The organism is Pseudomonas sp. GW821-FHT07G06, assembly GCF_058986625.1.
Genome location: NZ_JBYSVW010000004.1, coordinates 82,267 through 96,241 on the forward strand (window position 1 = coordinate 82,267; position 13,975 = coordinate 96,241).

A 13,975-nucleotide genomic window follows, 5' to 3' on the forward strand; every position below is an offset into this window, starting at 1 on the left:
GGCATGCGACGTATTGCAGTGATGGGCGCCGCCGGGCGCATGGGCAAGACCCTGATTGAAGCGGTGCAGCAGGCGCCAGGCGCCGGGTTGACGGCGGCAGTGGACCGTCCTGACAGCACGCTGGTCGGTGCGGATGCCGGTGAACTGGCGGCTATCGGTCGCATCGGCGTGCCGCTGTCCGGCGATCTGGATCGGGTGGTCGACGAGTTCGACGTGCTGATCGACTTCACGCACCCGACGGTGACCCTGAAGAACCTGGCTTTCTGCCGTAAACACGGCAAGGCCATGATCATCGGCACCACGGGCTTCAGTGTTGAAGAAAAGCAGTTGCTGGCGGAAGCGGGCAAGGACATTCCGATTGTCTTCGCGGCCAACTTCAGTGTCGGGGTCAACCTGTGCCTGAAGTTGCTCGACACGGCTGCTCGCGTACTGGGTGACGACGTCGATATCGAAATCACCGAGGCTCACCATCGACATAAAGTCGATGCGCCGTCCGGCACTGCCGTGCGCATGGGTGAGGTGATTGCCGATGCGTTGGGTCGTGACCTGAAGAAAGTGGCGGTGTATGGCCGTGAAGGCCAGACCGGTGCGCGTGATCGTGAAACCATCGGTTTCGCCACTGTACGTGCCGGCGACATCGTCGGTGATCACACCGTGCTGTTCGCCGCCGACGGCGAGCGTGTCGAGATCACCCACAAGGCGTCCAGTCGCATGACCTTCGCCAAGGGTGCGGTACGTGCTGCATTGTGGCTGGACGGGCGCGAGCCTGGCCTTTACGACATGCAAGACGTGCTCGATCTGCGTTAAGATGCACCCGAAATCGGGCTCGCGCACCGCGTTTGAGCCCGGTTTTGTTCCGCCAAGCGACGTCCTGTCGCATTCTCCAGCCTTTAAGGCTCATTGGCGGTAGACCAAAAAGGCCTTTTTCTGTAAGCTACAGCTTTAGTGTGTCCACTAAAAGCGCGCAGAATAATTCAGTGAAGAAGCGGGGTGACGTGTCCATACGTCACTCCGCTTTTTTACAACCTGCGATCGCCCTTTCAGGCTTTATTTACGGGAGGTCTTCTTGACTAAGCCAGCCATACTCGCCCTTGCTGATGGCAGCATTTTTCGCGGCGAAGCCATTGGAGCCGACGGTCAGACCGTTGGTGAGGTGGTGTTCAACACCGCAATGACCGGCTATCAGGAAATCCTTACCGATCCTTCCTACGCCCAACAGATCGTTACCCTGACTTATCCGCATATCGGCAACACCGGCACCACGCCGGAAGACGCCGAGTCCAATCGCGTCTGGTCCGCTGGCCTGGTCATCCGTGACCTGCCTCTGGTGGCGAGCAACTGGCGTAACACGATGTCCCTGTCCGACTACCTGAAGGCCAACAATGTTGTGGCCATCGCCGGTATCGACACCCGCCGCCTGACGCGCATCCTGCGTGAAAAAGGCGCGCAGAACGGCTGCATCATGGCCGGTGACAATATTTCCGAAGAAGCCGCCATCGCCGCCGCCCAGGGTTTTCCTGGTCTGAAAGGCATGGATCTGGCGAAGGTTGTCAGCACCAAGGACAGCTACGAATGGCGTTCGACTGTCTGGGATCTGAAAACCGACAGCCACGCGACCATCGAAGCCTCCGAGCTGCCGTACCACGTGGTTGCCTACGACTACGGCGTCAAGGTGAACATCCTGCGCATGCTGGTCGAGCGCGGTTGCCGCGTGACCGTAGTGCCTGCCCAGACGCCAGCTGCCGATGTGCTGGCGCTGAAGCCGGACGGCGTGTTCCTGTCCAACGGCCCTGGTGATCCGGAGCCATGCGACTACGCGATCCAGGCGATCAAGGACGTGCTGGAAACCGAGATCCCGGTCTTCGGTATCTGCCTCGGTCACCAACTGCTGGCCCTGGCTTCCGGTGCCAAGACCCTGAAAATGGGTCACGGTCACCACGGTGCCAACCACCCGGTCCAGGACCTGGACACCGGTGTGGTGATGATCACCAGCCAGAACCACGGTTTTGCCGTGGACGAAGCCACCCTGCCGGCCAACGTTCGCGCGATCCACAAATCGCTGTTCGACGGCACCCTGCAAGGGATCGAGCGTACCGACAAGAGCGCCTTCAGCTTCCAGGGTCACCCGGAAGCCAGCCCTGGCCCGAACGACGTAGCGCCATTGTTCGATCGCTTCATCAACGAGATGGCCAAGCGACGCTGATCGCTCGCCTTGATGTAGCAAAGCTTGAGGGTGGCCCCGCACCGGCGGCCCCCTCAAGTCTTCAGAGATTGAACAAGACGGCTTGCCGACTGACCTGCGGATTTGAGTGACAAACCCATGCCAAAACGTACAGACATTAAAAGCATCCTGATTCTCGGCGCTGGCCCGATCGTGATCGGCCAGGCCTGCGAATTCGACTACTCCGGCGCCCAGGCCTGTAAAGCCCTGCGCGAGGAGGGTTACCGCGTCATCCTGGTGAACTCCAACCCGGCCACCATCATGACCGACCCGGCCATGGCCGACGCCACCTACATCGAGCCGATCAAGTGGCAGACCGTTGCCAAGATCATCGAGAAAGAACGTCCGGACGCGCTGCTGCCGACCATGGGTGGCCAGACTGCCCTGAACTGCGCCCTGGACCTGGAGCGCGAAGGCGTTCTGGAGAAGTTCGGCGTAGAGATGATCGGTGCCAACGCCGACACCATCGACAAGGCTGAAGACCGTTCGCGTTTCGACAAGGCGATGAAATCCATCGGCCTGGCGTGCCCGCGTTCCGGTATCGCCCACAGCATGGAAGAGGCCAACGCGGTCCTCGAGAAGCTCGGCTTCCCGTGCATCATCCGTCCGTCCTTCACCATGGGCGGCACCGGTGGCGGTATCGCTTACAACCGTGAAGAGTTCGAAGAAATCTGCGCCCGTGGTCTGGACCTGTCGCCGACCAAAGAGCTGCTGATCGACGAATCGCTGATTGGCTGGAAAGAGTACGAGATGGAGGTTGTCCGCGATAAGAAGGACAACTGCATCATCGTCTGCTCCATCGAAAACTTCGACCCGATGGGCGTGCACACCGGTGACTCGATCACCGTGGCTCCGGCACAGACCCTGACCGACAAGGAATACCAGATCCTGCGTAACGCCTCCCTGGCGGTGCTGCGCGAGATCGGCGTGGAAACCGGCGGTTCCAACGTGCAGTTCGGTATCTGCCCGAACACCGGCCGCATGGTCGTGATCGAGATGAACCCGCGCGTATCCCGTTCCTCGGCGCTGGCTTCGAAAGCCACCGGCTTCCCGATCGCCAAGGTCGCGGCCAAGCTGGCTGTGGGCTACACCCTCGACGAGCTGTCGAACGACATCACCGGCGGCAAGACCCCGGCGTCCTTCGAGCCGTCCATCGACTACGTCGTGACCAAGCTGCCACGTTTCGCCTTCGAGAAGTTCTCCAAGGCTGATGCGCGCCTGACCACGCAAATGAAGTCGGTGGGTGAAGTCATGGCCATCGGCCGTACCTTCCAGGAATCCCTGCAGAAAGCCCTGCGCGGCCTGGAAGTCGGTGTTTGCGGCCTGGACGAGAAGGTTGATCTGGCCAATCCGGAAAGCATGAGCGTGCTCAAGCGCGAGCTGACCGTGCCGGGCGCCGAGCGTATCTGGTACGTGGCGGACGCCATGCGCGCCGGCATGACCGTTGAAGACATCTTCGGCATGACCATGATCGATCCTTGGTTCCTGGTGCAGATGGAAGACCTGATCAAGGACGAAGAGAAGGTCAAGACCCTGGGCCTGACCAGCATCGACCGTGACCTGATGTTCCGCCTCAAGCGCAAAGGCTTCTCCGATATGCGCCTGGCCAAGCTGCTGGGTGTGACCGAGAAAAGCCTGCGTGCTCACCGTCACAAGCTGGAAATCTTCCCGGTCTACAAGCGCGTCGACACCTGCGCTGCCGAGTTCGCCACCGACACCGCTTACCTGTACTCGACGTACGAGGAAGAGTGCGAAGCCGCTCCTTCGGGTCGCGACAAGATCATGATCCTGGGTGGCGGTCCGAACCGTATCGGCCAGGGCATCGAGTTCGACTACTGCTGCGTACACGCGGCACTGGCCCTGCGCGATGACGGTTACGAGACCATCATGGTCAACTGCAACCCGGAAACCGTTTCCACTGACTACGACACCTCCGATCGCCTGTACTTCGAGCCAGTGACCCTGGAAGACGTGCTGGAAATCGTTCGCGTCGAGAAACCAAAGGGCGTGATCGTCCAGTACGGCGGCCAGACCCCGCTGAAACTGGCCCGCGCCCTGGAAGCTGCTGGCGTGCCGATCATCGGCACCAGCCCGGATGCCATCGACCGTGCCGAAGACCGTGAGCGCTTCCAGCAAATGGTCCAGCGCCTGAACCTGCGTCAGCCGCCAAACGCCACCGTGCGCAGCGAAGACGAAGCCATTCGTGCCGCCGCCAAGATCGGTTACCCGCTGGTGGTGCGCCCGTCCTACGTACTGGGCGGTCGTGCGATGGAAATCGTCTACGAAGAAGAAGAGCTCAAGCGCTACCTGCGTGAAGCGGTTCAAGTGTCCAACGACAGCCCGGTGCTGCTGGACCACTTCCTCAACTGCGCCATCGAGATGGACGTGGATGCGGTCTGCGACGGCAAGGACGTGGTGATCGGCGCGATCATGCAGCACATCGAGCAGGCCGGTGTTCACTCCGGTGACTCCGCGTGCTCGCTGCCGCCGTACTCGCTACCGGCGCACATCCAGGACGAGATGCGCGAACAGGTCAAGAAAATGGCCCTGGAGCTGGGCGTGGTCGGCCTGATGAACGTACAGTTGGCGCTGCAAGGCGAAGACATCTACGTCATCGAAGTCAACCCGCGCGCTTCCCGTACCGTACCGTTCGTGTCCAAGTGCATCGGTGTTTCCCTGGCGATGATCGCAGCACGCGTGATGGCCGGTAAAACCCTGAAGGAGCTGGGTTTCACCAAGGAAATCATCCCGAACTTCTACAGCGTGAAAGAGGCGGTGTTCCCGTTCGCCAAATTCCCTGGCGTTGACCCGATCCTCGGCCCGGAGATGAAGTCGACCGGTGAAGTGATGGGCGTGGGCGACACCTTCGGTGAAGCGTTCGCCAAGGCCCAGATGGGTGCCAGCGAAGTGTTGCCGACCGGCGGTACTGCGTTCATCAGCGTACGTGACGACGACAAGCCACTGGTTGCGGGCGTGGCCCGTGATCTGATCAACTTGGGCTTCGAAGTGGTTGCCACTGCCGGGACTGCCAAGCTGATCGAGGCTGCTGGCCTGAAAGTGCGCCGTGTGAACAAGGTGACCGAGGGTCGTCCGCACGTGGTCGACATGATCAAGAATGACGAAGTCACGCTGATCATCAACACCACCGAAGGTCGTCAGTCGATCGCTGATTCGTACTCCATTCGTCGTAATGCCCTGCAGCACAAGATTTATTGCACCACCACCATTGCTGCTGGCGAAGCCATCTGCGAAGCGCTGAAGTTCGGTCCCGAGAAGACTGTGCGCCGCTTGCAGGATCTACACGCAGGATTGAAGGCATGAGCATAACGAAGTACCCAATGACCGTTCAGGGCGCTCGCGCCCTGGAAGAAGAGCACACTCACCTGACCAAGGTCGTTCGTCCGAAGCTCAGCCAGGACATCGGTACGGCCCGCGAGTTGGGTGACTTGAAGGAAAACGCCGAATACCATGCTGCCCGCGAGCAGCAGGGTATGGTCGAGGCGCGGATCCGTGACATTGAAGGCCGGATCCAGAATCAGGTCATCATTGATGTCACGACCATTCCTCACACTGGCAAAGTTATCTTCGGTACCACCGTCGAAATCGCCAACGTCGAGACTGATGAAAGCGTCACTTACCACATCGTGGGTGAGGATGAGGCTGACTTCAAACTCGGCAAGATTTCGGTCGGCTCGCCCTTGGCCCGTGCCTTGATCGGCAAGGAAGAGGGCGATGTGGTCGCGGTGAAAACGCCAAGTGGCGTTATCGAGTACGAGATTGTCGAAGTTCGCCACATCTGAAGGCCGGCGCCCGTTTCGTGCGGGCGCCACGTTTTGGCAGCTGACCCAGATGTTGTGGGTCGGCGGCTTGTGGCTATTGCAAATCGGTCTGTTGCCGGTGCTGGGACGAATTGGCCTGGCGCCGCTGCTGATCGACGAAATCGCAGGCACGCTCAATACGCTGGTAGTGGGATTCGCTACGGCGTGTGTGATATTTCAGGCTTTGGTGCTGATAAAGGCCGATGGCCTCGTCAGTCTATGGCGGGATATACGGGGGCAACTGCTGTTGATGGCACTGTATGCGTGCGCGATGTACTTCGTGGTTCGCTTCGGATGGCCGGATGCGCTGCGTTGGCAGGCGTTCAGCTATCTTGTTCTGGGCTTTTCCGGGCTGGTGCTGGTGTTGCAGCCGGTGCCGGGATGGAGTGGCAGGGTGCGCGAAGCACACCCTTGACCCTTGCCATCACTTGAAGCGATGGACGTTCGACAGCTGCTTGTTGACGCTGAAGTTCTTGCGGTAGATCAGCGCCATCTTGCCGATGACCTGGACCAGATCCGCTTTGCCGACCTTGCAGAGCTCTGCAATGGACGCCAGGCGCGATTCGCGATCGAGGATGTTGAGCTTGATCTTGATCAGCTCGTGATCCGCCAAAGCGCGTTCGAGTTCGGCTAACACACCTTCAGTCAAACCATTGTCTGCCACAATCAAAACCGGTTTCAGATGGTGGCCAATGGATTTGTACTGTTTCTTCTGCTCTTGAGTGAGCGGCATAATCTGACCCCTGCGTCTGATCTTGTAAAAAGCGGCGGCCAGTTTACCCGAGCGAGTCCGGGACCGCCCAGTTAATCACGACCCGTTTTAATTCCGAGGTATCCCGTGGCCCGTTCCAAGACAAGCCTTAAGTGGCTGCAAGAGCATTTCAACGACCCATTCGTCAAAATGGCACAGAAAGACGGGTACCGTTCCCGTGCCAGCTACAAACTGCTGGAGATCCAGGAAAAGGACCGTCTGATCCGCCCTGGCATGAGCGTAATCGACCTGGGTGCGGCTCCGGGTGGCTGGTCGCAGGTGACCAGTCGTCTGATTGGCGGGCAGGGCACACTGATCGCTTCTGACATTCTTGAAATGGACAGCATCCCCGACGTCACCTTTATTCAAGGCGACTTTACCGAGGATGCCGTGCTGGCCCAGATCCTCGATGCCGTCGGAAATAAAGAAGTAGACCTTGTGATTTCCGACATGGCCCCCAATATGAGTGGATTGCCGGCCGTTGATATGCCGCGCGCGATGTTCCTGTGCGAATTGGCGCTGGATCTGTCGACGCGGGTGCTCAAGCCCGGTGGTGATTTTTTGATCAAGATCTTCCAGGGCGAAGGTTTCGACGAATTCCACAAGAGCGTTCGCCAGCAGTTCGAGAAGGTGCAGATGCGCAAGCCGACTTCGTCGCGCGACCGTTCTCGCGAGCAGTACCTGCTGGGCCGCGGTTTCCGCGGTCGCAGTGAGGAATGAGTGAATTTTCGATCGGGGTGATAGGATTTTTGTATTACGCCTTGTCAGAATTAGCGAATATTGTGTAGGAAGTGTTTCACAAAGGGTTACAGACGGCGCCTGCCAAGTTGTAGGTAATGTAGTAAGTTAGGCCGGTGAATATCATGCGAAGCGCGCGCCAGTAGCGGAGCTTGCTTCAGAGGGTAGTTAATTGAACGATATGGCAAAGAATCTGATCCTGTGGTTGATCATCGCGGCTGTCCTGGTGACGGTGATGAACAACTTCTCCAGCCCTAACGAGCCGCAGACCCTCAACTATTCCGACTTCATCCAGCAGGTCAAGGATGGCAAGGTCGAGCGCGTGGCGGTTGATGGCTACGTGATTACCGGCAAGCGCAACGATGGCGACAGCTTCAAGACCATTCGCCCGGCGATCCAGGACAACGGCCTGATCGGCGACCTGGTGGACAACCACGTCGTGGTCGAAGGCAAGCAGCCTGAGCAGCAAAGCATCTGGACCCAACTCCTGGTCGCCAGCTTCCCGATCCTGGTGATCATCGCCGTGTTCATGTTCTTCATGCGGCAGATGCAGGGCGGTGCCGGTGGCAAGGGCGGGCCGATGAGCTTTGGCAAGAGCAAGGCACGCCTGCTCTCCGAGGATCAGGTGAAAACTACCCTGGCTGACGTTGCCGGTTGCGACGAAGCCAAGGAGGAAGTCGGCGAACTGGTCGAGTTCCTGCGCGATCCGGGCAAGTTCCAGCGCCTGGGTGGCCGCATTCCTCGCGGTGTGCTGATGGTCGGTCCTCCGGGTACCGGTAAAACCCTGCTGGCCAAGGCTATCGCCGGCGAAGCCAAAGTACCTTTCTTCACCATTTCCGGCTCCGACTTCGTCGAGATGTTCGTCGGTGTGGGTGCCAGTCGTGTTCGCGACATGTTCGAACAGGCCAAGAAACACGCTCCATGCATCATCTTCATCGACGAAATCGATGCGGTCGGTCGCCATCGTGGCGCTGGCATGGGTGGTGGTCACGATGAGCGCGAGCAGACACTCAACCAGCTGCTGGTCGAGATGGACGGCTTCGAAATGAATGACGGCATCATCGTCATTGCCGCGACCAACCGTCCTGACGTGCTGGACCCTGCGTTGCTGCGTCCAGGCCGTTTCGACCGTCAGGTTGTGGTCGGTCTGCCGGACATTCGTGGCCGCGAGCAGATTCTCAAGGTTCACATGCGCAAAGTGCCAATGGGTGACGACGTTGCTCCGGCCGTGATCGCACGTGGTACCCCGGGCTTCTCCGGTGCCGATCTGGCCAACCTGGTGAACGAGGCGTCGCTGTTCGCTGCCCGTGCCGGCAAGCGCATCGTCGAAATGAAAGAGTTCGAACTGGCGAAAGACAAGATCATGATGGGCGCCGAGCGCAAGTCCATGGTCATGTCCGAGAAAGAAAAGCAGAACACGGCTTATCACGAAGCGGGCCACGCTATTGTGGGGCGCGTCGTGCCTGAGCATGATCCGGTGTACAAGGTGTCGATCATCCCGCGCGGTCGTGCGTTGGGTGTCACCATGTTCCTGCCGGAAGAGGATCGTTACAGCCTGTCCAAGCGTGCATTGATCAGCCAGATTTGCTCGCTGTACGGCGGTCGTATCGCTGAGGAAATGACCCTGGGCTTCGATGGCGTGACCACCGGTGCTTCCAACGACATCATGCGTGCCAGCCAGATTGCGCGGAACATGGTGACCAAGTGGGGTCTTTCGGAAAAACTCGGTCCGTTGATGTATGCCGAAGAAGAGGGTGAAGTGTTCCTCGGTCGCGGCGGTGGCGGTCAAAGTGCAAGCTTCTCCGGTGAGACAGCCAAGCTGATCGACTCCGAAGTGCGCAGCATCATCGACCAGTGCTACGGCACGGCGAAGCAGATCCTCACCGACAACCGTGACAAGCTCGATGCCATGGCTGATGCCTTGATGAAGTACGAAACCATCGATGCCGAGCAGATCGACGACATCATGGCGGGTCGTACGCCTCGCGAGCCACGCGACTGGTCGGGTGGCACGGGTACTTCCGGCACCCCGCCGGTGGTACAGGATGAGCGTCCGGAAACACCGATCGGCGGTCCTGCTGCTGACGTATAAGGCTTGAAATGACTTCTGTTCAGTCCTCGACCCGGTTGCCTTGCGGCAACCGGGTTCTTGATTTGGCCCAGACACATGTCATGGGTATCCTCAATGTCACTCCTGATTCGTTCTCCGATGGTGGCCAATACAGCCAGCTCGACGCGGCCATGCGCCACGCCGAAGCCATGGTGGCGGCCGGCGCGACGCTGATCGATGTCGGTGGCGAATCCACCCGTCCTGGTGCCAGGGCGGTATCGCCGCTGGAGGAGCTGGAGCGCGTAGCGCCGATTGTCGAGCGCATTGCTCGCGAGCTGGACGTCATTATCTCGGTCGACACCTCAACGCCAGCCGTCATGCGTGAAACGGCGCGTCTGGGTGCCGGGTTGATCAATGACGTACGTGCGTTGCGTCGCGATGGTGCGCTGGATGCCGCGGCGGCCACCGGTCTGCCGGTTTGCCTGATGCATATGCTGGGCGAACCGGGCGATATGCAGGACAATCCGCAGTATCAGAATGTTACAAGGGAAGTCGGTGAGTTTCTCGCCGAGCGCATGGTTCAGTGTTCGTTGGTGGGTATTCCAGCGGAACGGATCATTCTTGACCCCGGCTTTGGTTTCGCCAAGACCTTGCAGCACAATCTGAGCTTGTTCAAACATATGGAAGCCCTGCATGCCCTTGGGCGGCCCCTGTTGGTCGGGGTTTCGCGAAAGAGCATGATTGGCCAGGCATTGAATCGTCCGGTGGGAGACCGGCTGTATGGTGGTTTGGCGCTCGCGGCGCTGGCTTCGGCGAAAGGTGCGCGTATATTGCGCGTCCATGATGTAGCCGAAACAGTGGATGTGGTGCGGATGATCGCCGCAGTGGAATCAGCCGAATAAGAATGATGGAGCACTTATGAGCAAAAAATATTTTGGCACCGATGGTATTCGTGGGCGTGTCGGTGAATACCCGATTACTCCTGATTTCATGCTCAAGCTCGGCTGGGCTGCCGGCATGGCGTTCCGCAAGATGGGCGCCTGCAAGGTATTGGTAGGCAAGGACACCCGGATCTCCGGCTACATGTTCGAGTCTGCACTTGAAGCGGGGCTTACTTCGGCGGGTGCCGATGTGATGCTCCTGGGTCCAATGCCGACCCCGGCGATTGCCTACCTGACACGCACCTTCCATGCCGAAGCCGGCATCGTGATCAGCGCGTCGCACAATCCGCATGATGACAATGGCATCAAGTTCTTCTCCGGCAAAGGCACCAAGCTTCCGGATGAGGTTGAGCTGATGATCGAAGAGTTGCTCGATACGCCAATGACCGTGGTGGAGTCGAGCAAGATCGGCAAGGTGTCGCGAATCAATGACGCATCGGGACGCTATATCGAATTCTGCAAGAGCAGCGTGCCCACTGGCACCAGCTTCACCGGCCTGAAGATCGTGATCGACTGCGCTCACGGTGCGACCTATAAAGTGGCGCCGAGTGTGTTCCGTGAGCTGGGCGCGGAAGTCGTCGTGCTGTCGGCGCAGCCGAACGGGTTGAACATCAACGACAATTGCGGTTCGACCCACATGGGGCCGCTGCAGGCTGCCGTCGTGGCTGAGCATGCCGATCTGGGTATCGCCTTCGATGGTGATGGCGATCGCGTTCAGATGGTCGACCACACGGGTGCGGTGGTCGATGGCGACGAGTTGCTGTTCATCATTGCCCGTGACCTGCATGAGCGCGACAAGCTGCAGGGCGGCGTGGTCGGAACCCTGATGAGTAACCTGGGGCTGGAACTGGCCCTGGCTGACCTCGGTGTTCCCTTCGTGCGTGCCAATGTCGGTGACCGTTATGTGATTGCCGAATTGCTGGAGCGCAACTGGATCGTGGGTGGTGAAAACTCCGGACACATCGTGTGCTTCAGTCACACCACCACGGGTGATGCAATCATTGCTGCGCTGCAGGTGCTGATCGCGCTGAGCACGCGGGATGAAAGTCTGGCGCAGGCTCGTCAGGCGTTGCGCAAGTGCCCTCAGGTGCTGATCAATGTGCGTTTCGGCGGTGGTGCAAATCCCCTCGAGCATCCATCGGTCAAGGAGGCCAGCGAGCGTGTGACCAAGGCCATGGCAGGTCGGGGGCGTGTGCTGTTGCGCAAGTCCGGAACCGAACCGCTGGTGCGTGTGATGGTCGAAGGCGAAGACGAAACCCTGGTTCGCGGCTATGCCGAAGAGCTGGCAAAACTGGTTACTGAAGTTTCTGCCTGAATTCGGCTTGCCAGCCTTGATTGTGTTGGGTAACATCTGCGCCCACTTTGACCGACGAGGTACAGCATGCGTCGCCCTATGGTAGCTGGTAACTGGAAGATGCACGGTACCCGCGCCAGCGTCGCTGAGCTGATCAATGGCCTTCGTGACTTGGCCTTGCCGAGCGGTGTTGATGTCGCGGTATTCCCGCCTTTCCTGCATATCAATCAAGTGATTGATGGCTTGAAAGGAAAGTCGATTTCGGTCGGCGCGCAGAATTCTGCGGTGGAGTCCGGGCAAGGTGCGTTGACCGGTGAAGTTGCACCGAGTCAGTTGGTGGATACAGGTTGTTCCCTGGTGCTTGTCGGGCACTCCGAACGCCGCCAGATCATGGGCGAGCAGGACGGAATGCTGATCCGCAAGTTCGCAGCGGCACAGGCATGTGGCTTGATTCCGGTGTTGTGCATAGGGGAGACCCTTGAGCAGCGTGAAGCCGGAAAGACTCTTGAGGTTGTCTCGCGTCAGCTGGGCAGTATCATAGAGGAGCTGGGTGTCGGTGCCTTTGCCAAGGCAGTGATCGCTTACGAGCCGGTCTGGGCCATTGGCACCGGGCTGACTGCAACGCCACAACAGGCGCAGGATGTGCACGCAGCCATTCGCGCCCAGTTGGCGGCAGAGAATTCTGAAGTCGCACAAGGTGTGCGGCTTCTATACGGCGGCAGCGTGAAGGCGGCCAATGCGGTCGAACTGTTCGGCATGCCGGATATCGATGGGGGCCTCATTGGTGGGGCTTCCCTGAATGCAGATGAGTTCGGTGCGATTTGTCGCGCCGCGGGAAACTGAAAAAATGCTGGAAACAGTCGTAGTCGTTTTTCATCTGCTGGGTGCATTGGGCGTAGTAGCTCTGGTTTTGCTGCAGCAGGGTAAAGGTGCGGACGCTGGCGCGTCTTTCGGAGCAGGTGCTTCAAATACTGTGTTCGGAAGCCAAGGTTCCTCTACCTTTCTTAGTAAGTTTACTGCTATACTTGCCGCAGGTTTTTTCATAACCAGCTTGGGGTTAGGTTACTTTGCTAAAGAGAAGGCTCACCAGCTGACTCAAGTAGGTCTCCCAAATCCAGCGGTACTGGAAGTTCCAAAGCAACAACCGGCTTCTGATGATGTCCCGGTGCTTCAAGAGCAAAAGTCGGCTACTCCAGCGACTGACGTACCTCCAGCTCAAGAGCAGAAGTAAGAAGGGTTTCAAACGTAGTATTGCCGAGGTGGTGGAATTGGTAGACACGCAACCTTGAGGTGGTTGTGCCCATAGGGTGTAGGGGTTCGAGTCCCCTTCTCGGTACCAATTAGTCAGGAGAGCCCGCTGTTGCGGGCTTTCTTGCAGGTGGAAGGTTACATTGACCCTGTAGGGGATCGGTCGTATACTTCCGCCCCAGCTTTGTCGCGGGGTGGAGCAGTCTGGTAGCTCGTCGGGCTCATAACCCGAAGGTCGTCGGTTCAAATCCGGCCCCCGCAACCAGTTTAAGGAGCCCCTTTTAAGGGGCTTTTTGTTAGCTGGACACTTTCTACGCCGCTGTTCGACGGCGTTTCAAGGATGGGCGTTTCGCCCATTTTTTTATTTTGCATAGCATGCACATACATGCACTAGGGGGTTCAGGTGTCGAGCAAGCTAGAAGAGTTGCAGGCCTTGCTGGCCCCGGTGGTCGTGGCCCTAGGCTATGAATGCTGGGGTATCGAGTTTTCGGCTCAGGGTCGTCACTCGATGTTGCGCGTTTATATCGATAAAGAGGGCGGCGTGCTGGTGGACGATTGTGCCATCGTCAGCCGTCAGATCAGCGGCGTGCTGGATGTTGAAGATCCGATCTCCGTTGAATACACCCTTGAAGTTTCCTCGCCTGGCATGGAACGCCCTCTGTTCACTCTTGAGCAGTTTGCAAAATTTGCCGGTGAACAAGTGAAGATCAAGCTGCGCTCGCCTTTTGAAGGACGACGCAACTTTCAGGGCCTTCTGCGCGGCGTAGAAGAGCAGGATGTCGTGGTGCAGGTAGAAGACCATGAGTTCCTGTTGCCGATCGATATGATCGACAAGGCCAACATTATTCCCAGTTTTGACTGAGGCGTGCCAGATACTGCGGATCCCGCGGATCCAATGGCTTGCGAAAGGCGAG

At 58.7% G+C, this 13,975-nt stretch carries 13 protein-coding genes and 2 tRNA genes; 14 read left to right on the forward strand and 1 reads right to left on the reverse strand.

Annotation, left to right across the window (positions count from 1 at the left end; all coding sequences use genetic code 11):
• Positions 1-3: 3 nt before the first annotated feature.
• The 5 genes from dapB (at position 4) to AC3WJW_RS09455 (ending at position 6,454) form a co-directional block, all read left to right on the forward strand.
• Positions 4-807 (forward strand): 4-hydroxy-tetrahydrodipicolinate reductase, encoded by an 804-nt coding sequence (dapB, locus tag AC3WJW_RS09435; RefSeq protein WP_007973131.1) that lies wholly within the window; start codon positions 4-6, stop codon positions 805-807.
• A 259-nt stretch (positions 808-1,066) separates the two neighbouring features.
• A complete protein-coding gene (gene carA / locus AC3WJW_RS09440; protein ID WP_095965946.1) occupies positions 1,067-2,203 on the forward strand; it encodes a glutamine-hydrolyzing carbamoyl-phosphate synthase small subunit in 1,137 nt (378 codons plus the stop codon).
• Positions 2,204-2,320: 117 nt separating this feature from the next.
• Positions 2,321-5,542 carry a carbamoyl-phosphate synthase large subunit gene (gene carB / locus AC3WJW_RS09445; RefSeq protein WP_493725834.1) on the forward strand — a complete coding sequence of 1,074 codons (3,222 nt, stop codon included), beginning with the start codon at positions 2,321-2,323 and terminating at the stop codon, positions 5,540-5,542.
• A 2-nt stretch (positions 5,543-5,544) separates the two neighbouring features.
• Positions 5,545-6,021, forward strand: a complete 477-nt coding sequence (gene greA, locus AC3WJW_RS09450; RefSeq protein ID WP_056728592.1) for a transcription elongation factor GreA — start codon at positions 5,545-5,547, stop codon at positions 6,019-6,021.
• A gap of 49 nt (positions 6,022-6,070) precedes the next feature.
• Complete coding sequence (locus AC3WJW_RS09455) at positions 6,071-6,454, forward strand: MFS transporter (RefSeq protein WP_493726017.1); 384 nt, start codon at positions 6,071-6,073, stop codon at positions 6,452-6,454.
• 9 nt (positions 6,455-6,463) lie between these two features.
• Here AC3WJW_RS09455 and AC3WJW_RS09460 read toward each other — a convergent pair whose 3' ends face one another.
• Entirely contained in the window at positions 6,464-6,772 is a 309-nt protein-coding gene (locus tag AC3WJW_RS09460; protein WP_007942889.1) for a YhbY family RNA-binding protein, read from the reverse strand.
• A gap of 105 nt (positions 6,773-6,877) precedes the next feature.
• On the opposite strand from AC3WJW_RS09460, the gene rlmE reads away from it, so the two are divergent.
• From rlmE to rimP, 9 genes are all read left to right on the forward strand, one after another.
• On the forward strand, positions 6,878-7,510 hold the full coding sequence (rlmE, locus tag AC3WJW_RS09465; protein WP_007988685.1) for a 23S rRNA (uridine(2552)-2'-O)-methyltransferase RlmE: 633 nt from the start codon (positions 6,878-6,880) through the stop codon (positions 7,508-7,510).
• Positions 7,511-7,709: 199 nt separating this feature from the next.
• The gene (ftsH, locus tag AC3WJW_RS09470; RefSeq protein ID WP_015093436.1) at positions 7,710-9,620 is read left to right on the forward strand and encodes an ATP-dependent zinc metalloprotease FtsH; all 1,911 of its coding nucleotides are present in this window, start codon (positions 7,710-7,712) and stop codon (positions 9,618-9,620) included.
• A gap of 8 nt (positions 9,621-9,628) precedes the next feature.
• Positions 9,629-10,480: a dihydropteroate synthase gene (gene folP / locus AC3WJW_RS09475; RefSeq protein WP_493725835.1), complete on the forward strand. Its 852-nt coding sequence runs from the start codon at positions 9,629-9,631 to the stop codon at positions 10,478-10,480.
• 16 nt (positions 10,481-10,496) lie between these two features.
• Positions 10,497-11,834 carry a phosphoglucosamine mutase gene (gene glmM, locus AC3WJW_RS09480; RefSeq protein WP_493725836.1) on the forward strand — a complete coding sequence of 446 codons (1,338 nt, stop codon included), beginning with the start codon at positions 10,497-10,499 and terminating at the stop codon, positions 11,832-11,834.
• 66 nt (positions 11,835-11,900) lie between these two features.
• A complete protein-coding gene (gene tpiA / locus AC3WJW_RS09485; RefSeq protein ID WP_493725837.1) occupies positions 11,901-12,656 on the forward strand; it encodes a triose-phosphate isomerase in 756 nt (251 codons plus the stop codon).
• Positions 12,657-12,660: 4 nt separating this feature from the next.
• On the forward strand, positions 12,661-13,044 hold the full coding sequence (gene secG / locus AC3WJW_RS09490; protein ID WP_017336473.1) for a preprotein translocase subunit SecG: 384 nt from the start codon (positions 12,661-12,663) through the stop codon (positions 13,042-13,044).
• Between the two features lie 22 nt (positions 13,045-13,066).
• A tRNA-Leu gene (locus AC3WJW_RS09495) sits at positions 13,067-13,152 on the forward strand.
• A gap of 97 nt (positions 13,153-13,249) precedes the next feature.
• Positions 13,250-13,326 (forward strand) — tRNA-Met (locus AC3WJW_RS09500).
• Positions 13,327-13,464: 138 nt separating this feature from the next.
• Complete coding sequence (gene rimP / locus AC3WJW_RS09505; RefSeq protein ID WP_007973115.1) at positions 13,465-13,923, forward strand: ribosome maturation factor RimP; 459 nt, start codon at positions 13,465-13,467, stop codon at positions 13,921-13,923.
• Positions 13,924-13,975: the final 52 nt, after the last annotated feature.